General features: G+C 34.6%; 24 protein-coding genes. 21 read left to right on the forward strand and 3 right to left on the reverse strand.

All coding sequences use genetic code 11. The features are described from left to right. Positions 1 to 7: 7 nt before the first annotated feature. From D2K40_RS07855 to D2K40_RS07880, 6 genes are all read left to right on the forward strand, one after another. On the forward strand, positions 8 to 403 hold the full coding sequence (locus tag D2K40_RS07855) for a DUF350 domain-containing protein (RefSeq protein ID WP_117154713.1): 396 nt from the start codon (positions 8 to 10) through the stop codon (positions 401 to 403). 116 nt (positions 404 to 519) lie between these two features. Next, positions 520 to 2,070, forward strand: coding sequence for a polyamine aminopropyltransferase (locus D2K40_RS07860; RefSeq protein ID WP_117154716.1), 1,551 nt, complete (start codon positions 520 to 522; stop codon positions 2,068 to 2,070). Between the two features lie 66 nt (positions 2,071 to 2,136). Further along, positions 2,137 to 2,817 carry a metal-dependent hydrolase gene (locus D2K40_RS07865; RefSeq protein WP_117154718.1) on the forward strand — a complete coding sequence of 227 codons (681 nt, stop codon included), beginning with the start codon at positions 2,137 to 2,139 and terminating at the stop codon, positions 2,815 to 2,817. Positions 2,818 to 2,927: 110 nt separating this feature from the next. After that, positions 2,928 to 3,152 (forward strand): hypothetical protein, encoded by a 225-nt coding sequence (locus D2K40_RS07870; RefSeq protein ID WP_117154720.1) that lies wholly within the window; start codon positions 2,928 to 2,930, stop codon positions 3,150 to 3,152. 75 nt (positions 3,153 to 3,227) lie between these two features. Continuing rightward, positions 3,228 to 4,541: a DRTGG domain-containing protein gene (locus tag D2K40_RS07875; protein WP_117154722.1), complete on the forward strand. Its 1,314-nt coding sequence runs from the start codon at positions 3,228 to 3,230 to the stop codon at positions 4,539 to 4,541. A gap of 30 nt (positions 4,542 to 4,571) precedes the next feature. After that, positions 4,572 to 5,528 carry a DHH family phosphoesterase gene (locus D2K40_RS07880; RefSeq protein ID WP_117154724.1) on the forward strand — a complete coding sequence of 319 codons (957 nt, stop codon included), beginning with the start codon at positions 4,572 to 4,574 and terminating at the stop codon, positions 5,526 to 5,528. 308 nt (positions 5,529 to 5,836) lie between these two features. Here the strand turns inward: D2K40_RS07880 and ytrI are convergent, their stop codons facing one another. Together ytrI and ytrH are read right to left on the reverse strand one after the other, a co-directional pair. Further along, the gene (ytrI, locus tag D2K40_RS07885) at positions 5,837 to 6,340 is read right to left on the reverse strand and encodes a sporulation membrane protein YtrI (RefSeq protein WP_117154726.1); all 504 of its coding nucleotides are present in this window, start codon (positions 6,338 to 6,340) and stop codon (positions 5,837 to 5,839) included. Next, positions 6,340 to 6,672: a sporulation membrane protein YtrH gene (gene ytrH, locus D2K40_RS07890; protein ID WP_117154728.1), complete on the reverse strand. Its 333-nt coding sequence runs from the start codon at positions 6,670 to 6,672 to the stop codon at positions 6,340 to 6,342. The genes ytrI and ytrH overlap by 1 nt, the downstream gene beginning before the upstream one ends. A 184-nt stretch (positions 6,673 to 6,856) precedes the next feature. On the opposite strand from ytrH, the gene dnaE reads away from it, so the two are divergent. From dnaE to D2K40_RS07930, 8 genes are all read left to right on the forward strand, one after another. Then, the gene (gene dnaE / locus D2K40_RS07895; RefSeq protein ID WP_117154730.1) at positions 6,857 to 10,186 is read left to right on the forward strand and encodes a DNA polymerase III subunit alpha; all 3,330 of its coding nucleotides are present in this window, start codon (positions 6,857 to 6,859) and stop codon (positions 10,184 to 10,186) included. Positions 10,187 to 10,299: 113 nt separating this feature from the next. Then, on the forward strand, positions 10,300 to 11,523 hold the full coding sequence (locus tag D2K40_RS07900) for an NAD(P)-dependent malic enzyme (protein ID WP_117154732.1): 1,224 nt from the start codon (positions 10,300 to 10,302) through the stop codon (positions 11,521 to 11,523). A 92-nt stretch (positions 11,524 to 11,615) separates the two neighbouring features. Next, complete coding sequence (locus tag D2K40_RS07905) at positions 11,616 to 12,239, forward strand: FadR/GntR family transcriptional regulator (RefSeq protein ID WP_117154734.1); 624 nt, start codon at positions 11,616 to 11,618, stop codon at positions 12,237 to 12,239. Positions 12,240 to 12,252: 13 nt separating this feature from the next. After that, positions 12,253 to 13,116, forward strand: a complete 864-nt coding sequence (accD, locus tag D2K40_RS07910; RefSeq protein WP_117154736.1) for an acetyl-CoA carboxylase, carboxyltransferase subunit beta — start codon at positions 12,253 to 12,255, stop codon at positions 13,114 to 13,116. Beyond that, positions 13,113 to 14,063, forward strand: coding sequence for an acetyl-CoA carboxylase carboxyl transferase subunit alpha (gene accA / locus D2K40_RS07915; protein ID WP_117154738.1), 951 nt, complete (start codon positions 13,113 to 13,115; stop codon positions 14,061 to 14,063). Before accD ends, accA begins: the two co-directional genes overlap by 4 nt. 200 nt (positions 14,064 to 14,263) lie before the next feature. Continuing rightward, positions 14,264 to 15,223, forward strand: a complete 960-nt coding sequence (gene pfkA / locus D2K40_RS07920; RefSeq protein ID WP_117154740.1) for a 6-phosphofructokinase — start codon at positions 14,264 to 14,266, stop codon at positions 15,221 to 15,223. A gap of 63 nt (positions 15,224 to 15,286) precedes the next feature. Then, the gene (pyk, locus tag D2K40_RS07925; RefSeq protein WP_117154742.1) at positions 15,287 to 17,047 is read left to right on the forward strand and encodes a pyruvate kinase; all 1,761 of its coding nucleotides are present in this window, start codon (positions 15,287 to 15,289) and stop codon (positions 17,045 to 17,047) included. 77 nt (positions 17,048 to 17,124) lie between these two features. Further along, positions 17,125 to 17,517, forward strand: coding sequence for an FxsA family protein (locus D2K40_RS07930; RefSeq protein ID WP_117154744.1), 393 nt, complete (start codon positions 17,125 to 17,127; stop codon positions 17,515 to 17,517). A 72-nt stretch (positions 17,518 to 17,589) separates the two neighbouring features. On the opposite strand, the gene ytvI is transcribed toward D2K40_RS07930, so the two are convergent. After that, entirely contained in the window at positions 17,590 to 18,708 is a 1,119-nt protein-coding gene (ytvI, locus tag D2K40_RS07935; protein WP_162879170.1) for a sporulation integral membrane protein YtvI, read from the reverse strand. A 163-nt stretch (positions 18,709 to 18,871) separates the two neighbouring features. On the opposite strand from ytvI, the gene D2K40_RS07940 reads away from it, so the two are divergent. The 7 genes from D2K40_RS07940 (at position 18,872) to hflC (ending at position 26,392) form a co-directional block, all read left to right on the forward strand. Next, positions 18,872 to 19,336 (forward strand): DUF441 domain-containing protein, encoded by a 465-nt coding sequence (locus D2K40_RS07940; protein WP_117154748.1) that lies wholly within the window; start codon positions 18,872 to 18,874, stop codon positions 19,334 to 19,336. Positions 19,337 to 19,424: 88 nt separating this feature from the next. Further along, on the forward strand, positions 19,425 to 20,540 hold the full coding sequence (citZ, locus tag D2K40_RS07945; RefSeq protein WP_117154750.1) for a citrate synthase: 1,116 nt from the start codon (positions 19,425 to 19,427) through the stop codon (positions 20,538 to 20,540). A gap of 56 nt (positions 20,541 to 20,596) precedes the next feature. Further along, positions 20,597 to 21,868 carry an NADP-dependent isocitrate dehydrogenase gene (icd, locus tag D2K40_RS07950; protein ID WP_117154752.1) on the forward strand — a complete coding sequence of 424 codons (1,272 nt, stop codon included), beginning with the start codon at positions 20,597 to 20,599 and terminating at the stop codon, positions 21,866 to 21,868. Positions 21,869 to 22,322: 454 nt separating this feature from the next. Beyond that, positions 22,323 to 23,021, forward strand: coding sequence for a response regulator transcription factor (locus D2K40_RS07955; protein WP_117154754.1), 699 nt, complete (start codon positions 22,323 to 22,325; stop codon positions 23,019 to 23,021). Continuing rightward, the gene (gene pnpS, locus D2K40_RS07960; RefSeq protein WP_117154756.1) at positions 23,021 to 24,406 is read left to right on the forward strand and encodes a two-component system histidine kinase PnpS; all 1,386 of its coding nucleotides are present in this window, start codon (positions 23,021 to 23,023) and stop codon (positions 24,404 to 24,406) included. Before D2K40_RS07955 ends, pnpS begins: the two co-directional genes overlap by 1 nt. An 83-nt stretch (positions 24,407 to 24,489) precedes the next feature. After that, complete coding sequence (gene hflK / locus D2K40_RS07965) at positions 24,490 to 25,470, forward strand: FtsH protease activity modulator HflK (protein WP_117154758.1); 981 nt, start codon at positions 24,490 to 24,492, stop codon at positions 25,468 to 25,470. After that, complete coding sequence (hflC, locus tag D2K40_RS07970; RefSeq protein WP_117154760.1) at positions 25,463 to 26,392, forward strand: protease modulator HflC; 930 nt, start codon at positions 25,463 to 25,465, stop codon at positions 26,390 to 26,392. Before hflK ends, hflC begins: the two co-directional genes overlap by 8 nt. The last annotated feature ends 114 nt before the right edge of the window (positions 26,393 to 26,506 follow it).

Genomic DNA, 26,506 nt, shown 5'->3' on the forward strand with positions numbered 1-26,506 from the left:
CGTTATAATGGGTGCTTTTATTACGACATTTCTTTACTTTTTAATAGCAATTATCGTCGTATTAATAGGTTTAGTAATTTTTGAATGGATTACAACGAAATATAAGGATTGGGATGAGGTTTCCAATGGTAATCAGGCAGTTGCTTTATCGATAGCTGGAAAGATTGTAGGTATATGTATTATTTTGGCGTTCGCTATCTACCACAGTGTTACAATTTGGGAGACGTTAATTTGGGGAGGATATGGTGTGATTTTACAAATGATCGCCTATCTTTTATTTGAATTAATGACAAGAAAGTTCTCTGTTGAAGATAAAATTAAGCAAAACAATGTTGCGGTTGGTATTATTTCTCTAGCTGTTTCACTTGGTTTAGCATTTGTAATTGGTGCTTCCATTACATAAAAATAGACTATGTGAATATGAACTGAACATCGTATGAAAAGGATTTGGTCTGACTTTAGAAAAAAGGTCAGGCCTGTCTTTTTTTAATATATATTTTAAAGTCGGAGTGAATACGTTTGAATCAATTAGCGATAAGACAAAGTCATTTTATTTACTGGGCTTCTGGAATTGTCTCAATTTGTGGCATTATTTTTGAAGTTTTGTTTGGTGCATTAGGCTCATACATATTAGGTGATGGTGTCAAACAGTACACCCTTACCATTTCTCTATTTTTAACTGGTATGGGAATTGGCGCTAGTTTAAGTGAAAGAGTTATGAAAAACCTGATTGTGGCATTTATCTATATTGAATTTATGGTAGCTTTAATTGGTGGCTTCTCAAGCTTTGTCATGTTTGGTATTACAGCCTTCTCACCTCCTGGAACAGATGCCTTATTTCTCTATCTCATTACTTTGACGATCGGTGCTTTAACAGGTGTGGAATTGCCTATCCTCATTCGAAAAGCTAACGAAATAGGTGTCTCGTTAAATCGAAGTACTGCTCGTGTCCTTTTCTCTGATTATGCTGGGGGATTAGTTGGTGGGTTATTATTTGCATTTTTGTTACGTCCACAACTTGGTATGGTCAAGACGGCTTTTTTAGTTGGCTGTATCAATTTAATTGTTGCAACTATTGTACTTTGGCTATTTCGTAAAGAAGTTAAACGCTTTGCAGTTCACGCGATTGTTGCAGGGTTTATCGGGGTATTACTGTTACTTGGGCTTTTATTTGGTGAAGAGATGGCTTTTACTTTTGAGCAAAAACTTTATAAGGACCCAATCATCCATATGGAAGAAAGCAATTACCAGAAGATTATACTCACCCAAAAAGGTGAAGATTTTAGATTATATTTAAATGGAGGGCTGCAGTTAAGCTCAATTGATGAGTATCGATACCATGAGACACTTGTTCATCCTGCCATTTCACAGGCTACTAATCCAACTGATGTTTTAATACTAGGTGGTGGAGATGGGGTTGCTGCAAAAGAAGTATTAAAACATAAAGAAATTAAGACGATTACATTAGTAGATTTAGACCCAGCGGTTGTTGATTTAGCTAATCAGAATGAAAAACTATTAACATTAAATGAATATGCATTACAGGATGAAAAGGTTAATGTTATTCATCAGGATGCTTACAAATTTTTAGAAGGAACAGATTGGATTTTTGATGTGATTATTATTGATTTACCTGACCCGAATGATGAAAGTTTAAATAAATTATATACGAGAGAATTTTATGCACTAGTTCGAAATCACATGTCTCTTGAAGGTGCTATGATGGTACAAGCCACAAGCCCAATTTTTGCTACTGAAGTATACTGGACGATCTCAGAGACAATTGCTTCTAATAATTTAGAAACAGAGAATTTTCATGTTGATATTCCAAGTTTCGGGAATTGGGGATTTGTTCTTGCTAGTAGACAACCGATTGATGTGAAAAATTTAGAAGTTCCGGTTGATACGCGCTTTTTAACTACAGATATGCTAGAGGGGTTAACGGTATTTGGAAAAGATATAGACCAAACAATTAGAGACGAGAATGGTGATATTATTGAAGTGAAGCCAAACACATTAATTGATCCGCGCTTAATTGATATTTATAGTCGCTCATGGGAGTATTATTAAGATACTTTTAATTTTGTTTCTTTTCGGGTAAACCAGTACTAAACAACTCGAAAGGAGCAGTAAAAAATGAAAGTATCATTCCATGGGCAATCTGTTGTAAACGTACAGACTGAAGCACATAGCATTCTAATTGATCCGTTTATAACAGATAATCCTTTGTGCGATCTTGATGCTAGCGAAGTAATACCAGACGTTATACTTCTGACACATGCACATAACGACCATGTTGGAGACACAATTCCAATTGCAAAACGGACAGGAGCATTAGTAGTAGCTCCAAACGAGTTAGCTAAATATTTAGAATCAAGAGGATTAAGAACACATGCAATGCATATTGGTGGAGCACATCAATTTGATTTTGGAAAAGTAAAATTGACTCAGGCTTTTCATGGTTCTGTGTTTTATGATGAGCAAGGTGAAGCAATTTATGGCGGAATGCCAGCAGGAATCTTATTAATGGTTAATGGTAAAACGATTTACCATGCCGGGGACACTGGTTTGTTTTCAGATATCAAATTAATTGGTGATCGGAATAACATCGATTTAGCCTTCTTACCAATTGGTGACAATTTCACAATGGGCCCAGACGATGCGCTAGTTGCAGCTGAATGGACAAAAGCAAAACAAGTTGTGCCAGTTCATTATAATACATTCCCGCTGATTGAGCAGGATGGAGATGCATTTGCTAAAAAAGTACGGCCAGGAAAAGGCGTAGCACTAAAACCTGGAGAACATATAATGCTGTAAATGCAGAATCAGAGGTGTTATTCCTCTGATTTTTTCTTGTTAGGATAAAACATGTTACTTCCTCAAAAAGCATAGACTAGTTACAACAAGTTAAAAAGGGGAGATTGGATATGAGACAATATGCAATTTTATATTTATTATTAACAGCTTTTTTGTTGTATGTAGCATGGCCGGCTTTAAACTTACAAGCAAATGGAATAGAGAGTGTGTTTTGGTTAATCTGGTTAGTTTTTTTATTTTTAGTAATCGGAGCAAACCTAGCTGTTGTATTAAAAGTTCAGGAACCTCATGGACAATCTGTTACAAATAAACAAGTAAAAGCAATGAAAAATTGAAACAATTGCCAGATATCTGTATAATAACAATATAATGAAAAATATTAGTACAGATAGAAAGAATGGTGAAAGACCGTGGCAACCAAACATGAACAGATTCTATTATTTATAGAGTCACTAAAAGTGGGAAATAAAATATCTGTAAGACAAATTGCCAAAGAATTAAACGTGAGTGAAGGTACAGCATATCGAGCAATTAAAGAAGCTGAAAATCAAGGATTAGTTAGTACGATAGAGCGAGTTGGCACCATTCGAATTGAGCAAAAAAAGAAGGAAAACTTTGAACATCTAACATTTGCAGAAATCGTCGGTATTGTTGATGGACAGGTATTAGGTGGTAGAGAAGGATTATATAAAACTTTACATAAGTTTGTAATTGGCGCAATGAAATTAGATGCAATGATGCGCTATACTGAGAAAGATTCGCTCTTAATAGTAGGTAATCGAGTCGAAGCACATGAACTAGCGTTGCAAGAGGGAGCAGCAGTATTAATAACTGGTGGGTTTGATACTAGCGAACAAGTTAAGCGTTTAGCAGATGAAAAGCAACTCCCAATTATCTCAACAAGTTATGATACATTTACTGTTGCTGCCATGATTAATAGGGCTATTTATGATCAGCTTATTAAAAAGGAAATTGTTCTTGTAGGCGATATTTTTACATCATTTGTGGATACATATTATTTAACTGGAAAAGATACGCTAGAAAAGTGGTATGCACTTAATGAAGATACTACACATAGCCGCTACCCTGTAGTTGATGAACAAAACCGTGTGATTGGAATTGTCACATCAAAGGATATTATAGGAAAACAAGACCATGTTACAATCGAGAAAGTAATGACAAAAAATCCAATGACAGTTTTGAAGCAAACTTCACTAGCTTATGCAGCACATATGATGGTGTGGGAGGGCATTGAGATAATGCCTGTAGTTGATAACTACAATCACCTACTTGGGTTAATATCGAGACAAGATGTTCTTAAAGCATTACAACAAGTACAACGCCAACCTCAAGTAGGAGAAACAATTGATGATATTGTCACAAGTGGCTTGTCTGTTATATCTAATGATCCGCATAATATGGTATTCCGTTCTGATGTTACACCACAAATGACGAATGCACTTGGAACACTGTCATATGGTGTACTTGTTTCGTTTGTAACAGAGGCAGGAAGTAGATTGATTCGGCAATTAAAAAAAGGGGATATAGTAATAGAAAACCTTTCTGTCTATTTTTTGAGGCCTGTACAGTTAGATAACAAACTGGAAATCAAGCCAAAATTACTAGATGTGGGTCGAAAGTCAGCTAAAGTAGATGTGGAAGTTTACCATGATAAAGAAATAATAGGGAAAGCAATCCTAATCGCTCAATTGATTGATCGTTAATACATAAATAAGTAAAAGAAGGGGTGTAGCATGGTAATTAAAGAAATTCTAGATAAAATTAAACGATATGAATCAATCATTATTCACCGACATGTGCGACCAGATCCAGATGCTTATGGTTCACAAGTTGGTTTAGCAGAAATAATTAAAAGTAGCTTTCCAAATAAACAAGTTTATGTTGTTGGTGACTCAGATGGTTCATTAGACTTCTTAGCCCAAATGGATCAAGTCTCAGATGAAGTGTACCAAGGTGCATTAGCAATTATTTGCGATACAGCTAACAGGGAACGTATTTCTGATCAACGGTATAAATTGGCTGAAGAGATTATAAAAATTGATCATCACCCTGAAGTAGACATATACGGTGACGTGGTTTGGATTAATACGCAGTCAAGTTCAACGAGTGAGATGATCTATGAGTTATTTGTTTATGGAAAAGATACAGGTATGTTGATTACTGATCGTGCAGCGAAGTTATTATATGCTGGAATTATTGGTGATACAGGTAGATTTTTATTCCCAAGTACTACAAATGTAACTTTCCGCTATGCTTCTGAATTAGCTAGCTATGATTTTGATCGAACACAACTATATGAAGATTTATATAAAACAAGTGAAAATATTGCTCACTTGAAAGGTTATATACTCCAAAATTTCTCTGTTTCACCTAATGGAGTTAGTGCGATTAAAATTACCAAAGACATTTTAGAAAAATATAATTTAACGTCTGAACAGACAAGTAAATTAGTAGGAGTTCTAGGTGACGTTGAAGGAATTTATACTTGGGTGATTTTTGTAGAAGAAGAAGATTTAATTCGTGTTCGTTTACGTTCTAAAGGTCCTGCTATACATGAAATTGCTGCTAAATTTAATGGTGGAGGACATCCACTAGCATCAGGTGCAACAATTTACGATTGGAAAGAAACAGAAAACGTAATTGCTGAATTGGAAAAAGCATGTCAGAACCATTATCAGACAGATAATTAAAGTGACTCGAAAGGAAGGACAACCACTTTCCTTTCGAGTTTTTGTGTTTAATGTACTAAAAACACATAAACTGTGACACAAAATATATAAACTGCGCATTAACGTTCTCGCTACGGAATCAGTGGTTTTGATGGGGTGAGTAATCGCACACCCACTGGCCGAAAATCCATTTTTAGAAGTGCCCTTGTTCTAAAAATTAGTTGAGTCCGTGCCTGCGAAAAGGGAGGCAATTTCATCTGAGTAGCGGATTAGTACTAGTAACTTATGTTACTAGTTAATGCGCATCTTATATCAACTCTACAAAAAACTTAACTAGATGGAGATAACGTTAGATATACACTTAGCTTTTCAGTAATGAACAAATGCTCTACTGTTGCTTGGTAAGAGAAATCATCAATTTTATATGGCTTATTTTCAACTATCTTAATAAGGAGTTTGTGGTTTTCGGAGAAATTTGCTACCTCTTTTCCGATTACATCTGACATCTCATTCTTTATTTTTTCTTCAAATTCTCGAATAATAAAGCGATCCAGGTCTAGTTTTTCTTGATTTGTAATATGAATTTCAATGGATGAGATCGTAATTTTTTTGTTGTATTTTTGATCTAACTCTTTATTATTTTCCTCTAAAGCCTGATAATTTGATTTTAATTCTTGTAATTCAGCATGTAGCTCTAAATTTTTTTCAACCCAACCCTCATACAATTGACCATACATGTAAATAAAAACAAAAAAAGCAAGAATTGCTCCAACAAAAGTTCCTGCCAAAAATCTTTGCCAACTTTCTCGTTTGTAATAAGGTGGTATATGCATTAGTCAATTTCCTCTTGAATCAACCATTCTATAACTAGAAGAGCAGTTTGTACGCCACCCATTGCTGTAATGATTAATAAAATCTGTTTTATCATGTCTATTGTTGATCCTTCAAATATTCCCTTCTCAAAATTAGAGATAGCATCAAATGTACCACCTATTGCGGCTACAATTGCCCATATACGTAAACTTTTTGCGATTCGCCCCATTAATGTCATAGGTGGCTCTCCAGTAGCAAAAGCACCAATACTACCAATAAAAGCTCCACCAATGACAACACCTAATGCAATAAAATAACATTGAATCATTGAGGATAGAAATCGTTCTTCCATTCTAGGAACTCCTTTATCTAATCATTACGTTATATATACTTTTTGTTTTGCCTTTATATATGAATATATGAAGAGAGAGGACAAGGTATGTTATTTCATTTTCATGTTAACTATAATTCAGATATAATGAATGTAATAAAAGAGATGAATAACGGAAATGAATAGATAAAGGTGGGGAGACAAATTGGAGTTTACACATTTACATGTTCGTAGTGGCTATAGCATGATGAAAAGTACTATAAAATTAGCAGATCTAGTTAAACAAACAAAAGAATTTGGCATGAATTCAGTAGCATTAACGGATGAGAATGTATTACATGGGGCAGTTTCATTTTATAAATATTGTTTGAATGTTGGTATAAAACCAATAATTGGTATGGTAATCAACCTATCAGAAAATAACAGGAAATGTATTGTGTTAGCAAAAAATAATCATGGCTATCAAAGTCTATTACGACTTAGTTCCTACATTCAATTAGAAGGAAAAGGTTCTATTAAGCAACAAGAATTACATATATATGCAAAAGATTTATTCTTAATAGTCCCAGTCCCAGATCTTGAGCAATCATCTGAAGTAAATAAAGTTGAGATCATACGTAGTTATCTAAAAGAGTGGCATTCCAGTGCACCTGATACAGATATCTATCTTGGTATTGAGAGCACAGAAAAAGATAATTTTTCTTTATATAAAGAAGCTTTAGCAGGTATCCCTTTTCAGGCGGTTGCAATCGGTGATGCACGCTATCTACATATCGAAGATCAAACAGCATATCACTGTTTACGAGCGATAGATAAGGGAGAAAAGTGGAATGATCAATCCACAACTGTCTCAAATAAAAATCAATCTTTTTATGAATCAGAAGTAGGGATGGGTTTATTTGAAGATTGGCCAGAAATTGTTGATCAGTCAAATCATATTGCGGCACAATGTAATGTGAAACTTGATTTAGATCAACAAAGACTACCTAAGTATCCATTAGACCAATCAACAACAGCGGCGGCATATTTAAAAAAATTATGTGATCAATCCCTCATCAAAAAGTATCCAAATACGACTGATGCTGTTAGAGATCGCTTAGATTATGAATTAGATATTATTAATCGTATGCAATTTAGTGACTATTTTTTAATTGTATGGGATTTTATTCAATATGCAAAGGAACAGGAAATTATGGTGGGGCCAGGTCGTGGTTCAGCTGCTGGTTCACTTGTTGCTTATTTGTTAGATATTACAGAAGTTGATCCGATTCGTTACGATTTATTATTTGAACGTTTTCTAAATCCAGAGCGTGTTTCTATGCCGGATATAGACATTGACTTTTCAGATCACCGCCGAGATGAAGTTATTGCTTATGTACAAAAAAAATATGGAAGAGAACATGTTGCACAGATCGGAACATTTGGTACATTTGCAACTCGATCCGTTTTACGTGAGTTATCTAAGACATTAAATATTTCACCTGAAGATACAGCTTTTATTTTAAAAGAGATTCCTGGTCAAGGTGCAAAATCTGTTACAGAAAGTTTAAAAGCTGCACCTTCTTTAGTCGACTACGTAAAAAAATCAGAAGAATTACAACAATTATTTAAAGTCGCCAGAAAATTGGAAGGATTACCTAGGCACTTATCCACACACGCTGCTGGAGTTATTATTAGTGATGATCCATTAGTAGACCATGTTGCTTTAACAACTGGAAGTGATCAGCAGATGTTGCTCACACAGTTTGCTATGAAAGATTTAGAAGCAGTTGGTTTATTAAAAATGGATTTCTTAGGATTACGAAATCTAACATTAATAGAAAGAATTATTGATGCAATTAAAAGACAAGAGAAGAAAGAGATTGTTATTAATGAACTTCCCGAAAATGACGCAAGAACATTTGCGTTGTTACAGCAAGGCAAGACAAATGGTATATTTCAGCTAGAATCACAGGGGATGCAACGTGTGTTAAATGAGTTGTATCCTACTAGTTTTGAAGATATTGTTGCTGTTAATGCATTGTATCGCCCTGGTCCGATGGAATATATTTCGACTTATGTCAGTAGAAAACATGGAAAAGAAACAGTTAATTACGCACATCCAGATTTACAATCTATTTTAAAACCAACATACGGTGTATTAATTTACCAGGAACAAATTATGCAAATTGCAAATCAGTTAGCAGGATTCTCTTATGGGCAGGCAGACATTTTACGTCGTGCAGTAAGTAAAAAACAAAAAGAGCAAATGGAGGAATTAAAACAGCAGTTTATCCAAGGGTGTTTAAACAATGGGTATAACCAAGATGTCGCTGAAGAACTGTTTCATTGGATTATTCGTTTTTCTAATTATGGGTTTAACCGTAGCCATGCTGTAGCATACAGTTTAATCTCTTATCGGCTTGCTTACTTAAAAGCACATTATCCTGCTTACTTTTTAGCAGACCTGTTAAGCTCAGTAGCAGGACAACATGACAAAACAAGATTGTATTCTAAAGAAGCACAAGAACTTGGTGTTAGAATCTTGCAACCATCAATTAATAAGAGTTTTGGTTCATATAGCGTAGAAAATAACAATATTCGAATGGGATTGTGGGCTATAAAAGGTGTTGGTAATCAAGTTGTAAAAGAAGTTTTGCGAGTAAGAAAAGCTGGACCATTCAAGCATTTATTTGATTTTTGTTTACGTGTTTCTTTGAAGATAGTAAATAGACCAATTTTGGAAGCACTAATTATGGCCGGAGCTTTTGACGAAACGAAATCTGATAGAGCAGTTCTTTTAGCAACGATTGATCAGGCTTTAGAGCAAGGTGAATTATTTGGAGAATTTGATGATCAACCTTCTTTTTTTCATGATGATTTAGAGTTAGATGTAAATTATGTGGAAGTAGAAGCTTTTACAACGATGCAGCAACTAACACTTGAAAGAGAGTTATTAGGTATTTATATATCGAGTCATCCATTATCAAATTACCGTACACAGCTTCGTTCAAGTGGTTATGTATCATTAAGTCAATTAAACCATATGGTTGGCAAGAATAACCGTAATACTGCCGCTATTATCCAGCAATTAAAAGTAATCCGGACAAAACGTGGTGATCAAATGGCCTTTATTACATTAGCAGATGAAGAAACAGATATGGAAGCTGTAGTTTTCCCAGATATATATAGACAAGTAAAAAGTTGGTTAAAAGAAGAGATAATGGTAACCTTAACTGGAAAGCCAGAAGAACGACAAAACAAGATACAATTACTTGTGTCAGAGATCAGTCAATTTGAGGAATCAAGTCTTGATCAGACAGAAAACAAACAACGATTATTTATAAAAATTGATCAAAAAACAGAGCAATATGTGTTAAGTCAGATGAAAAAACTGGCAAATTACTATCCGGGTAAAACACCTGTTATAGTATTTCACTCGGTAAAGGAATTAACCTATCAATTAGCTAATACTTATAATCTAAATTTAGAAAGAGAATGTCTCCAACAGCTTTATCATACATTTGGTAGAGATAACGTTGTGGTGAAAAATTAAATAGCAGATCGAGATAAACTTTACAGTGTATCTCGATCTGCTATAATATAATAGTTAGTGGTCAGACCAATAATTGAAATGTAATGTATCGTAAATAAAGGAGAGAAATTGCAATGTCTAATATGCGCGAAGATGCTTTAGCGATGCATCGTGAAAAACAAGGAAAGCTAACAATTCAAACAAAAGTCGTTATTGAAAATTCAGAGGATCTAAGTTTAGCTTATTCACCCGGTGTTGCAGAACCTTGTAAAGAAATTGAGAAAGATTCAAATTCAGCCTATACATACACAATGAAGTCAAATATGGTAGGGGTTGTAACAGATGGTTCTGCTGTTTTGGGTTTAGGTAATATAGGTGCTCAAGCTTCACTGCCAGTCATGGAAGGTAAAGCTGTTTTATTTAAAAACTTTGCAGGTGTTGATGCTTTTCCAATTTGTTTAGATACACAAGATATTGATACAGTAATTCAAACAGTAAAGTTACTTGAACCATCATTTGGTGGTATTAACTTAGAAGATATTGCAGCGCCTAATTGTTTTTTAATTGAAGAAGCGCTAAAAGAGCAGTTAGACATTCCTGTTTTTCACGATGATCAGCATGGCACAGCAATTGTTACTTTAGCTGGACTGTTTAATGCTTTAAAACTTGTTGGTAAAAAGTTTGAGTCAATCAAAGTAGTTGTTAATGGAGCAGGAGCTGCTGGAATTGCAATTATAAAACTACTTGCTCATTTTGGCGTGAAAAATATTATTCTTTGTGATTCAAAAGGTGCTGTTTATGAAGGGCGTTCATCTGGTATGAACCCAATGAAAGAGGAAGTTGCAAGTCAAACAAATCGAAACAAGGAGACTGGTGATCTAAAATCTGTCATTCGAAATGCAGATGTTTTTATTGGTGTTTCCCTTGGTGGACTTGTTTCTTCAGATATGATTCAATCTATGAATCAAGATGCTATTGTTTTTGCGATGGCTAATCCTGAGCCGGAAATAAAACCTGAACTTGCGAAACAAGCAGGTGCAGCTGTAATTGGAACTGGCCGATCTGATTATCCAAATCAAGTAAATAATGTACTGGCTTTTCCTGGGATTTTCCGTGGGGCTTTAGATGTTCGAGCATCTGATATTAATGAAGATATGAAGATAGCAGCAGTAAAAGCAATTGCAAATTTAATAGCCACAGAAGACCTTAACCAAGATTATGTTATACCAAATCCATTCGATAAAAGAGTTGCCCCAGCAGTTGCTCAGGCTGTAGCAGAAGCGGCTGTGGCATCTGGTGTTGCAAAATCACAGCTTAATTTAGACAGAATCACTGCAAATATAAATCAGTCAATATAAGAAGATGTTCAAAAAGTCATCAAATGATAAGCGGTCTCTCTTTGAACACGTACTATAATGCATATTTTTGTGAAGGAGTCGCGGTATATATTATGTCATTGTCAAAGCAAAAGGTTTATGAAAATGTACTAGATATGATTAGACATTATATAAAAGAAGCAGAACTCCAACCTGGAGACAGATTACCATCAGAACGGGAGTTGGCGGATCAATTACAAGTTGGTCGTTCATCTGTAAGAGAAGCCTTAAGAGCTATAGAATTGTTAGGTTTAATTGAAACAAAGCGTGGAGAGGGTACGTATTTACGTAACTATCAATCGCATCGAACAATGGAATTATTATCTACTTTTATTTTACAAGGTGTCACAGTAAAGAAAGATATTTGTTTTGCGAAACAAGTAATCGAGAAAGAAGTAACGAAACAAGCATTTAAACATAATCGTTTAGCTGTACTAAAAGCTTGGGAGCAAGCTTTTAGTAAAAAAGAATTGCCACAAATAGATTATCATCGAACATTTTATTCCATTCTTTTTTATTATGCTGAGAATGATTTATTAAAGGGTATGTGGAATCTCTTGGAAGAGTTCAGCTACACAATAAAGCGACAATGTTATACAAGTACTTTTTATCAAAAAATACACCAGGCATTTGAATCGAATCACTGTAAAGAAATTGAACGATTGTATGACCTGATGAATGATGAATTAGAACGATAAGGGGGAATTATCCTTGCCAATAAAAGATTTATTTACTAAAAAGAAAAAATATGCTTCTATTCCAAGTGAAAAAGCAAAACAAGAGATACCACACGGATTGATGCAAAAATGTAGTGGTTGTCAAAAGATATTTTACGAAAAAGAATGGAGAAAAAATATTAATGTCTGTCCTGAATGTGGCTTTCACCATCAGATAAGCGCTTATGAGCGAATTGATAGTTTATTTGATGAATCAACATTTGAGGAATGGGATAAGGGATTACAATCTAAAAATCCGCTTGACTTTCCTGAATATGAAGAAAAATTACTTAAAGATAAAGAAAAAACAGGTTTGGATGAAGCTGTTGTTACTGGACAGGGTACAATAAATGGTTATCATACTGCCATTGTTGTAATGGATGCTAGATTTCGCATGGCAAGTATGGGTTCAGTAGTAGGTGAAAAAGTAGCAAGAGCTATTGAAAAAGCAAGAGAACTAAGCATTCCAATTATTATATTTACTGCCTCTGGTGGTGCAAGAATGCAAGAGGGAATGATTAGTCTCATGCAAATGGCGAAAACTTCTATAGCCATTCAGCGCTTAAATCAAGCAGGTGGTTGTATGATTTCGGTAATGACTAACCCTACTACTGGCGGTGTATCAGCAAGCTTTGCATCAATAGGTGATTACCATTTTGCAGAGCCAGGTGCATTGATTGGTTTTGCAGGTAGACGGATTATTGAACAAACGATTCGCGAGAAGCTACCAAATGACTTTCAAACAGCTGAATTTCAATTAGAGCACGGTCAAATTGATAAAGTTGTTCATAGGCAAGAAATGAAGCAAATTTTAACTACAGTGTTAGATCTTCATCAGATAGGAGGACAAGAAGTTTGAAACAAGTTTTAGAATTTGAAAAGCCAGTTGTTGAACTCCGAGAAAAGATTGTAGAATTAAAAAAACTAACGGTAGGTAGTGAAATTGATCTATCCAAAGAGATTACAACTTTGGAAAAACGTTTGGAGAAATTAGAGACAGACATATATGGGAATTTAAGAACATGGGATCGTGTACAAATTGCACGTCATGCTAATCGACCAACGACATTAGATTATATTGAACGATTATTTACCGATTTCATAGAGCTACATGGTGATCGATTGCATGGTGATGATCCAGCAATTGTAACAGGTATTGCAAAGTACGACGGTCAACCTGTTACTATTATCGGGCATCAACGTGGCAAAAATACGAAGGAAAATATTCAGCGTAATTTTGCTATGCCACACCCTGAAGGGTATAGAAAGGCATTGCGTCAAATGAAATTAGCTAATAAATTTAAGCGACCAATAATAACTTTTATTGATACAAAAGGAGCTTATCCAGGTAAAGCTGCGGAGGAACGTGGGCAAAGCGAAGCCATTGCACGAAATTTGATGGAAATGGGTGGTTTGGAAGTACCCATTATTTCTATTGTTATTGGCGAAGGTGGTAGTGGGGGAGCTTTAGCATTAGGTGTTGCTGATCATTTGCACATGCTTGAAAACGCTACTTACTCCGTTATTTCACCAGAAGGTGCAGCCAGTATTTTGTGGAAAGATTCTACACACGCACGTGAAGCAGCTGAAGCACTGAAGATTACTGCTCATGACCTCAAAAAATTAAATATAATAGATGAAGTTATTGTAGAACCAAGGGGTGGAGCTCATTGTGATCTTGATTTACAAGCCTCTTACATTGATCCCTATATTAGGCAGTCACTCACTCACCTCAATAAGTTAGACAAGAAATCTTTAATAGAAGAAAGATGGGAAAAATATAAAAAAATCGGTTCAATTGACTAGATATTGACTAAATAAAACAATTTTAGTAAAAAATAAGAAAAAAGTCGATTTAAAAATAGATAAAATGCGATAAATTGTCATATTTAGGGGTGAGATTTATTGCGTTTTCATGTATAATCTTAATTGGCATTAATAAAGAATATATTTATAATGAAATGGAAAGGTTAAAACAGTGAAAAATTTCTAGTAGAGGTGACAAAATGAAAAAGATAGGTGTTCTAACAAGTGGAGGGGACGCACCAGGCATGAATGCCGCAATTCGTGCTGTAGTTCGTAAAGCAATTTTTAGTGACATGGAAGTCTATGGTATTTACAATGGTTACCAAGGCTTAATGGAAGGTAATATTAAAAAGATGGAGCTTGGCTCAGCTGGAGATATTATTCAACGTGGTGGTACAGTATTATATTCTGCGCGTTCCGATGAATTTAAAACAGAAGAAGGCCAACAAACGGCAATTAAACAATTAAATAAATTTGGTATTGAAGGTTTGATTGTTATCGGAGGGGATGGTTCTTTCCAAGGTGCTGCAAAACTAACGGAAAAAGGCTACCCTTGTATTGGTGTGCCCGGAACTATTGATAATGATATACCTGGTACAGATTTCACCATTGGATTTGATACAGCTTTAAATACAATTATTGATGCGGTAGATAAAATTCGTGATACTGCAACTTCACACGAGCGTACATATGTTATTGAAGTGATGGGTCGTAATGCTGGTGATTTAGCATTGTGGGCAGGGCTAGCTGATGGAGCTGAAAGTATTTTAATACCAGAAAATACAAATGATTTTGACACAGTTGTAGATCGTTTGAAAAAAGGACAAGCACGTGGTAAAAAGCATAGTATTATTATCCTTGCTGAAGGTGTTGGTAATGGTATTGATTACGGGAATAAGATCGAGGATGCAACAGGTATGGAAACACGTGTTACTGTACTTGGTCACATCCAACGTGGTGGTAGACCATCAGGTTTTGATCGTGTACTTGCAAGCCGTCTTGGTGCCAAAGCAGTAGAATTACTAATTGAAGGTCAAGCCGGTAGAATGGTTGGGATTCAAAATAATAAGCTAGTTGATCATGACATTATTGAAGCACTAAAGCAAAAACATCAGATTGATTTAGACATGTATCGACTTTCTAACGAATTATCTATTTAAAAAGTAATTATTCTATAAAATAATGAGAGCAAGTGGTTTAATAATTAAAGGAGGAAATTAGTAATGAGAAGAACAAAAATAGTTTGTACAATAGGACCTGCATCAGAGACAGTAGAAAAGTTGGTTAAATTAATCGAAGCAGGTATGAATGTAGCTCGTCTTAATTTTTCACATGGTGACTTCGAAGAGCATGGACAACGTATTAAAAATATTCGTGAAGCAGCAAAAATCACAGGTAAAACAGTTGCCATTTTATTAGACACAAAAGGACCGGAAATCAGAACGAATTCAATGAAAAATGGGGAAGTAGAGGTTGTTAAAGGTAGTACAATTAATATCTCTATGAAAGAAGTTGAAGGAACGGCTGAAAAATTCTCTGTGACTTACCCTGAATTAATCAACGATGTACACGCTGGTTCTAAAATATTATTAGATGACGGACTAATTGAATTAGAAGTAGTTGAAATTCTAAAAGACCAAGGTGAAATCAAAACGACAGCATTGAACACTGGCATATTGAAAAATAAAAAAGGTGTAAATGTTCCTAATGTAAGTGTTAACTTACCTGGGATTACGGATAAAGATGCAGCTGATATTAAATTTGGTATTGAACAGGGTGTTGATTTCATAGCAGCTTCTTTTGTTCGCCGTGCATCTGACGTATTAGAAATCAAGGAATTACTAGAAACAAATGATGCGTCACATATTCATATTATTCCGAAGATCGAGAATCAAGAAGGTGTCGATAACATCGATGCAATTTTACAAGTAAGTGATGGTTTAATGGTTGCTCGTGGTGACTTAGGAGTTGAGATTCCACCTGAAGATGTACCTCTTGTTCAAAAAGATTTGATTGATAAATGTAATACAGCAGGTAAACCAGTTATTACTGCTACACAAATGTTAGATTCCATGCAACGCAACCCTCGCCCAACTCGCGCAGAAGCTTCTGACGTTGCAAATGCAATTTTTGATGGAACTGATGCAATTATGCTTTCTGGTGAAACAGCTGCTGGTGATTATCCAGTTGAATCAGTACAAACAATGAGTAACATTGCAACGAAAGCTGAAACTGCAATTGATCATAAAACAGTATTAGATATTCGTTCTAAATCAAGTGAGATGACAATTACTGATGCAATTAGTCAATCAGTTAATCACTCTGCTATGAATTTGGGTGTAGATGCTATTCTAACACCAACAGCTAGTGGGCATACTGCACGCATGATATCGAAATATCGTCCAGAAGCACCAATTATTGCAGTGACTTTCGATGAAAAGATTAGTCGTCGTCTTGCTCTTGTCTGGGGTGTACAAACAATTGTTGGTAAATTAGCATATTCTACTGATGATGTATTAGACTTGGCTATCCAACAAGGTTTAACTGCTGGACATTTCAGCTACGGTGATCGTGTTATCATTACTGCAGGTGTTCCAGTTGGAGAGAGTGGTACAACAAACTTAATGAAAATTCACATCATTGGTGATGTACTAACAAAGGGTCAAGGTGTAGGAAAAGGTAGTTCTTTTGGTAAAGCAGTTTTAGCGAAAAATGCTGAAGAAGCTGCAGAAAAAATGGAACAAGGCGATATTCTTGTTACTTACGGTACAGATAAAGACATGATGGAATCAATTGAAAAAGCAAGTGGGATTATCACTGAAGAAGGCGGCTTGACTTCGCACGCTGCATTGGTAGGTTTAGACTTAGGTATTCCTGTTATTGTAGGTGTAGAAAAGGCAATTAATGTTATTGAAGATGGAAAAGAAATAACAATTGATGCTAAAAAAGGTGATATTTACTCAGGTCATGCTAGTATCTTATAAATAAAAGTAGAAAAAAGAAGGGTTTATCCCTTCTTTTTTTATAACTATAATTGTTTGAAAGAATGGGGTGAGAGTTTTTGTTTAGATGGTTATTATTACTAATATTAATTGTACCAGCATTAGAAATTGGGATTTTTATTTGGGCAGGTGGCATTGTTGGTCCATGGTGGGTAATCTTTTTTATTATTTTAACAGGTGTAATTGGTGCAGCTCTTGCTAAGAAAGAAGGTTTAGAAACATTGAATCGAGCTAGAACAGAAATGAGTTATGGACAATTACCAGCAGAGCAAATTTTTAATGGGATCTGTATATTAATTGGTGCAGTTGTCCTGTTAACACCTGGGTTTATAACTGATGCATTTGGTTTTCTTTTGTTAATTCCTGGGACAAGAACACCGATCAAGCGTGGATTGCAAAATATGTTGCAGGCAATGCTTGATAAAGGAACGATTACAATATTTCGACGTTAGTAATTATATATGGTAGGACAGCTATGACTGAAATTAGGAGTGTCGACTTTATTTATTTTAAAATACGAGTTATTAGTCCGTGCCATAATAAATATAATGCCAAACTCTTTTAAAAATTTCAGTTTGATTTAAGGCTTGTAAAAAGATTACAAAGAATGGAGCCAGTAAAATACCTAACACTCCAATTATTTGATAGGATACAAAAGCAGTCATCAATACAAATAATGGATTTACTCCAATCTGCGTTGCTAATATTTTGGGTTCTAACAATTGACGCTGAATTATTATTACCATATAAAGGACAGAAACCTGTATTGTCAGATCAAAGTTCCCTGTAAAGTATAAGTATATAGTCCAAGGTATAAAGAATAAACCTGTACCCAAATAAGGAATAAAGTCTACTAAACCAATTAATAAGGCAATGGAAAAAGCATAGTTAACTTTGATTATACTTAAACCTATAAAAATGACGCAAATAGTGATAATTGTTAAAATTAACTGTGCTTTTAAATAACCGAATAACGCTTTTTTTAATTGATAATACAGTTCCTGTATTCCTTCTTGAATTGTATTAGGTAGTTTTTTTTTGTATCCTTTTTCTAGCTTGTACCAATCTTTACTGATAAAGAATGTTCCTAACAAAATGAACAAGAAAACAGATATCATGTTAGGCAGTGATCGTAAGATAGTAGTTATTTTAAAGAAGAAGTTTTCTAAAAATGTCCCTCCTACCACTGCAATATGGTTAATCGTTTGGTTTAATTGATTTAAAATCGTTGTTTGATGTGTTGATTGCAAATGTTCAACTTGTATCATTATTTTTTCATAAATAGGAATGATGAACGCTTCAATCCAGTTTTGCATTAAATGTAAAAATTCCTGGAAATATTCAGGGATATAATTGGCTAAAAAAATCATAGCTTGTATTGATTCTATCATGCTAATGCTGATAAAAAGAATTAATAAAAACAGTGTTCCTATAATAACAAGAAAACTTGCTAATGTCCTTGGACAGTTTAACTTACTTTCCACAAATTTAATAATAGGATGTAAGGAGAAAGCTAATATAAAAGCAATTATAAATGGATAAGCATAAGGTGTTATTATAATTAGTAAGGTAATTGATGTAATTGTTATAAACAACACAATAAGTAATCGGATAACACGATAAAATACTTCATATTGCATCATAAACACCTCTCCTACTTTCAATGCAGGTTTAACTAGATTTAATAAATCCTCTTTTTTATAGTGCATTTTGTACATTCTTATTAAAGATATTTTCCATTTGTGCAAATTATGTGATAATATAAAAATTAATCGCCATTTAGATAATATAAGCGGGGGCGAACACATGCTCAATTTGTCAACATTATTCTTATTATTATTATTTATATTAGGTTACATAGGAAAAAATCAATCAATTATGATTGCGATTTATATTTTGCTAGGAATTAAGCTTTTCAAATTAGATGATAAGTTATTTCCGTATATACAAGAAAAAGGAATGTTATGGGGAGTCACGATCATTACAATTGCTGTACTTGTTCCGATTGCAAGTGGTGAGATTGGATTTCGAGATTTGTTAGATAGTGTAAAATCTTACTATGGTTGGATTGCATTAGGGGCTGGGGTATTTGTTGCACTTGTTGCAAGAGGTGGATTGGATTTATTAGCGAATGATCCACATTTAACTACTGCATTAGTTATGGGCACAATATTAGCAGTTGTTTTCTTTCAGGGTGTAGCAGTAGGTCCCTTAATTGGAGCTGGAATTGCCTATATGGTAATGCGTATTGTCGATTTTTTCATACCATGATTCAGGTGTAATAGTTAATCTTTAGATGAGATAGATGTTATAGTAGTGAATAGATAGGGTAATATGTAATAGCAAAGGAGAGAAAGCAATGTCAACTACCAAAGGACTAGAAGGGGTCATTGCAACAGAATCATCAATTAGCTCGATTATTGATGATCAGTTAACATATGTCGGATATGAAATTGATGATCTTGCTGCGCATTCTAGTTTTGAAGAAGTTGTATACCTATTATGGCATAAGCAACTACCAACAAAATTAGAATTAGATAAAATTAAAAATGATTTGGCTTCTAACATGGAAATCCCACATGAAATTATCCAACATTTTAAGATGTATGATCTTTCTTCTATACATCCCATGGCTGCGTTAAGAACAGCTGTGTCATTACTTGGCCTATATGATCCTGAAGTTGACAAAATGGAGCATGATGCCAACTTGCGTAAAGCGCTTCGATTGCAAGCTAAGATAGCCATGGTTATCACAGCATTTGCTAGAATAAGAGAAGGTAAAGAACCAATTAAGCCTAAAAAACACTTTGGGTATGCAGCCAATTTCCTTTATATGTTAACAGGGAAAGAACCAGAGGCACTTGAGATTGAAGCCTTTAATAAGGCGCTTGTTCTCCATGCAGATCATGAATTAAATGCATCAACATTCACTGCACGCGTATGTGTGGCTACACTCTCAGATCTTTACTCAGGTGTTACAGCAGCTATTGGAGCATTAAAAGGACCACTACATGGTGGTGCAAATGAGCAAGTGATGCAGATGCTAACTGAAATAGGAGAAGTGGATAATGCAATTCCTTACATAAAGGAAAAGTTGAGGAACAAAGAAAAAATAATGGGGATGGGCCATCGTGTTTATCGGACAGGTGACCCAAGAGCAAAACATTTAAAAGAGATGTCAAAACAATTGACTAAGAACACTGGTCAACCAAAATGGTATGAGATGTCATTAAAAATCGAGAAATATATTAAAGATGAAAAAGGATTGCCAGCCAATGTAGATTTTTATTCTGCATCTGTCTATCACAGTTTAGGTATAGCCCACGATCTATTTACACCAATCTTTGCTATGAGTCGAACTTCTGGTTGGTTAGCTCATATTTTAGAACAATATGAGAATAATCGATTAATACGACCTCGAGCAGAATATGTTGGACCAATTCGTCAACCATTTGTTCAAGTAGAAGAACGTTGATATTTACTTAATATTGTTTATTAGAATAAATTAATTACTAATAGGAGGCATTTTAAATGACTAAAGCAGAAAAAATCACAGTAACTAATGGGGTAGTAAATACTCCGGATCATGCAATTATTCCTTATATTGAGGGTGACGGGACAGGCGCTGATATTTGGGCGGCGGCGAGCCGTGTAATTGAAGCTGCAGTAAATAAAGCTTATAACGGTGAAAAATCTATTAACTGGAAAGAAGTATATGCTGGGCAGAAGGCTTTTGATTTAACTGGAGAATGGTTACCTGAAGAAACTTTAGATACAATTCGTGAATACAAAATTGCAATCAAAGGACCACTAACAACTCCGATTGGTGGGGGGATTCGTTCTTTAAACGTAGCATTACGTCAAAAGTTGGATTTGTTTACATGTCTGCGCCCTGTTCGCTATTTCGATGGTGTTCCATCACCAGTTAAGCGACCAGAAGATACGAATATGGTAATTTTCCGTGAGAATACAGAAGATATTTATGCAGGTATTGAATGGCAAAGTGGTTCAGATGAAGTGAAAAAAGTGATTGATTTCTTTGAAAATGAAATGGGCGTAAAAAATATCCGCTTTCCTGAAACGTCAGGTATTGGAGTAAAACCAATCTCATCTGAGGGAACAAGCCGTCTAGTTAGAGCTGCAATTGATTATGCAATTAATGAAGGTAGAAAGAGTGTTACCTTGGTACACAAGGGAAACATTATGAAATTCACTGAGGGTGCTTTCAAAAACTGGGGTTATGAATTAGCAGAAAAAGAATATGGCGATAAAGTCTTCACTTGGGCAACGTACGATAAAATTGTTGAAGAAAAAGGTCGTGAAGCTGCTGATCAGGCTCAAGCTGATGCAGAAAAAGCTGGTAAGATTATTATTAAAGACGCAATAGCAGATATTTTCTTGCAGCAAATTTTAACTCGTCCAAAAGAGTTTGATGTTGTTGCAACGATGAACTTAAATGGTGATTATATTTCAGATGCATTGGCTGCTCAAGTTGGTGGAATTGGTATCGCACCAGGAGCAAACATTAACTATGAGACAGGACATGCTATTTTTGAGGCAACACATGGTACAGCGCCTAAATATGCTGGACTAGATAAAGTAAATCCATCCTCAGTAATTTTATCAGGTGTATTGATGTTAGAGCACTTAGGGTGGAGAGAGGCTGCTGATCTAATTACTAAAGCAATGGATAAGACAATTGGTTCAAAGGTTGTTACTTATGACTTTGCTCGTATGATGGAAAATGCAACAGAAGTAAAAACATCCGAGTTTGGAACAGCATTAATTAACAACATGGATTAAGACTACAATATAATATATGAAAATAAACAACCTCTCTGGTCATACTATTACTAAGAGAGGTTGTTTTTATCTTTCGATTTCTTCTGAAATATTGTTTCTTGTGACACATTTTAAATAAACTATGCATTAACGTACCCGCTCCTCAAGTGAAATGAACTCGCTTTCCGTGGGCAGGGCTTTATGATAGGGCTGCGATTACTCGCTCCACCAAAACCACTGCTGACGTAGCGTTTTAGTAATAGTAACTTACGTTACACTTACTACTGCGCTTTTTACATCAAGTCCGAATATTTAAAAGCAACAATATTACGAAATGGGCCTTATGTTTAAATTGTAAATAAATCTTTACATCTATAATGCTAATTTGCAAGTCATTCCTATTCACACAGAGATTTCTTCAATGTATGATATAGGTAGTTAAGTATATAAATAGATGAATAAAGGGAGTGCGGCAATGAGTTCAAATAAAGTATTAATAGTTGATGATGAAGAATCAATCGTAACATTGTTACAATATAATATAGAAAAAGCTGGTTTTCAAACAGTAGCTGCTTATACAGGTACAGAGGGTCTGGAAAAAGCTGTAACAGATTCTTTTGACCTAATTATACTTGATTTGATGTTACCGGGTATGGAAGGCACAGAGGTTTGTAAACAGTTAAGGCAGAAACAAATTGATACACCAATATTAATGTTAACAGCAAAAGATGATGAATTTGATAAAGTACTTGGATTGGAATTAGGTGCTGATGACTATTTAACAAAGCCCTTTAGCCCAAAGGAAGTTGTTGCCCGAATAAAGGCAATTCTAAGGAGGTCTAATAAACAATCATCAGATATATCAATGCCAGTATTAAAGATTGCTCAACTTTCCATTTATCCAGAGCAGTATGAAGCAATCATCAATAATGAAACACTATCTTTTACAAGAAAAGAATTTGAACTTTTACTATACTTAGCAAAACATAAAGGAAAAGTTTTATCACGTGATCAATTACTGAGCGCAGTATGGAATTATGATTTTGTAGGTGATACTCGGATTGTTGATGTGCATGTTAGTCATTTGCGAGATAAAATAGAGCCTGATACCAAAAATCCAGTTTATATTAAAACTATACGTGGTCTTGGGTACAAGATGGAGGAACCTTCTTAATGACGAAAGCCAGTTCACGCTTATTTTTCACATACATTCTGGTGGTAACTATTGTTTTAACTGCAATTGGTTTGATTACACTACCATTAGTAATTGGTGATGATAAAATTATTGTTTTCTTAGCTCTGCTAGGTTGTTATATTATCTTCCTAGTTATTATTTATCAATTATTTGATCGTTACATTAAACCAGTTAAGAAGGCGGCAGCTGCAGCTGAGGAATTAGTGCAGGGTAATTTTAGAGCAAGAACATATGAAACACAGTATGGTGATGTTGGAAAGCTGAGTAATGCAATAAATTTACTTGCGAAAAATCTACAGGAAATGGCTACACAAGAAAAAATGCAGGAAAGTCAATTGCGAACGGTTATAGATAACATGGAAAGCGGTGTCATGTTGATTGATGAACGTGGTTATGTACATCTCGTTAATCGAAAATTCTTGAATTTATTTGGCAAAAAAAGAAAAGATTACATAGGTTATCTGTATTATGATGTACTTGAGCAAGAAAGAATCTACAAAGCAGTGCAAGAAGCTTTTTTGTACGAAGATAAAGTAAAGACTGCTATTACAATAGTCAAGGAGATAGAACAATATTATGTTGAAATCGTAGGAGCACCAATTTTTAATGATAGTAATGTATTAAAGGGTGCTGTTTTAGTTTTTCATGATATTACTGAATTGAAAAGGTTAGAACAGATGCGCAAAGACTTTGTTGCAAATGTATCTCATGAATTAAAAACCCCGATTACCTCGATCAAAGGGTTTGCAGAGACATTAATAGAGGAGAATATGGATGATAAAAATATTCGCAGTAAATTTTTAGATATTATCTATAAAGAAAGTGAACGGATCCAAGCATTAGTTGATGATTTGTTGGAATTATCGAGATTAGAAAAGGAAGAGATGCATTTACGTTTTGAACAAATCAATATAACTAATTTAAGTCAAGAAATATCTACTATTATACAGCAGCAAGCTTATAAAAAAGAGATAAAATTTGTTGCCAATATTCAAAACGATATTTTGATCAATGGAGATCCTTACAGATTAAAACAAGTATTTATAAATTTATTGAATAATGCTATTAATTACACACCACAAGGCGGAAAGGTGTTTCTTGAAGTCAAACTACTTTCAGATTACCTTCAAATTGTTGTTCAAGATAGTGGGATTGGTATACCGGAGGACGATATGAATCGGATTTTTGAGCGTTTTTACCGTGTGGACAAAGCAAGAAGCAGAAATACTGGTGGAACTGGGCTTGGGCTTGCAATTGTAAAACATATTGTAGAAGCACATAAAGGTTATATTCAAGTAAAAAGTGAAGTAGAGAAAGGATCTACATTCTATGTTTACTTGCCCATGCATAAAAATATATCATAATCTAAAAGACTTTATTAAAAATTGAAACGTTTTGTTCATTTTAATCGTAAGTTAATAAGTGAGCAAAAAATAGGGGGAGAACAATGACTATAAAACAAATATACTCCTGGATAGCGATTATAATAATTGTAGCTGTCCTAGGAGTAGTGGGATTAACTAGTTGGTTTACAGTAGATGAATCAGAACAAGCTGTAATTATTACGTTTGGTAGTGCAGACGAAGCTGTAACTGATTCAGGTTTACATTTTAAATTACCTTGGCCAATCCAAGAAGTAAGGAAAGTATCAAAAGAAACTTATAGTTTGGACTTTGGGTACAGTAGAGGAGAGGCTGATAGCGCGGATAAGGTACGGATGATTACAGGGGATGAGAATATTGTTCAAGCAGATTTAGTCGTTCAATGGAAAATTTCTGATCCAGCTCGATACTTGTTTGAATCTAATGATCCAGAGCAAATTTTATATAATGCAACTTCAGCATCTTTAAGGAGTGTAATGGGTCAATCGACCATTGATGAAGCATTAACAGATGGTAAAGCGCAAATCGAAAATGAAGTAAGAGAATCACTCGTAAAATTAATTGATGATTATCAAATTGGTATATCAATATCAGATGTAAAACTACAGGAGGTTGATTTACCAAATGAAGAGGTAAGGCAAGCTTTTATGAAAGTAACAGATGCCCGTGAGACGATGAATACAAAAAAGAATGAAGCAGAAAAATATGAAAACCAACAAAGAGAAGAAGCACTTGGGGAAAAAGATGCTATTATCTCAAGAGCAGAAGGTGACAAGGTTGAGCGAATCGAATTAGCACGAGGAAACGTTGCTGAATTTAATGCGCTTTATGTTGCCTATCAAAATAGTCCTGAAGTAACAAGACATCGCCTTGTATTAGAAACTTTAGATCAAGTTTTACCAGACGCGAATGTCTATGTGATGAATGATAATGGTAATACACTTAAATATTTACCTCTGAATGGTAATAGTAGTCAAACAAAAACAGTTGTACCAGGTGCTACAAATACCGACTCAGAAAGAGAAGAAGGTGATACAGATGAGTGATGAAAACATTTATGATATGGGAAAGAAATCACCAACTGAAATAAAACGTTATGTGAAAATTGGGGTTTCAATAGTGGCGTTACTTGTTTTAATTATTCTAACGCTTAGCAGTTTGTTCATAGTAAAAGAAGGCGAATACAAAGTGGTAAGACAATTTGGTGAAGTTATTCGAATTGAGAGTGAACCTGGTTTGAAAATGAGGGTGCCACTACTTCATTCGATTACAACGCTACCAAATAAAAAATTAGTATATGATGTAACAGAAAAGCAGATTAATACATTAGATAAGAAAAGACTTATTATTGACAATTACGCTGTTTGGAAAATCATTGATCCTACATTAATGATTACCAATGCAAAGACTCAAATTAATGCAGAATCTCGAATGGGTGAGTTTATTTTCTCTGTAATTCGGTCTGAGTTAGGAACTATGAATTATGATGAAATTATTAATGACAAAGGAAGTACTAGAGGGGACTTAAATCAACGAGTTGCAGAAAGAGTCAATACATTGTTAGCTAGAGATGAGTATGGTATTCAATTAGATGATGTACGAATTAAACGAACGGACTTGCCAGTAGAAAATGAACAGTCTGTATTTAATCGCATGATATCTGAACGTGAATCAAAAGCACAAGAATATTTATCACAAGGTGAAGCAGAGAAGAATAGGATCATCTCTCAGGCAGATCGTGATGTAAAAGAGATGTTATCGAAAGCAAATGCACAAGCAGAAGAAATTCGTGCGGAAGGGGAAGAAGAAGCTGCGAGGCTTTACAATGAAGCCTTTCAGCAAGATGTAGAGTTCTATCAATTATACCGGACATTAGAATCTTATAAAGAAACAATTGACGGTGAAACAACGATAATTTTACCACAAGGTTCATCGTACACAGATCTATTGTTAGGTTATACAGAATAGTTATATTAAATGGGCTTATTTCTAAAAAAAATAGGCCCATTTTTCTATTTTTAATTAAACATGATAGAATATAAAAAGAAATAATCTTAATGCTAATAGTGTTTACATATGGAA

The sequence above is a fragment of the Paraliobacillus quinghaiensis genome (assembly GCF_003426025.1).
Taxonomy (GTDB): Bacteria; Bacillota; Bacilli; order Bacillales; family Amphibacillaceae; genus Paraliobacillus_A; species Paraliobacillus_A quinghaiensis.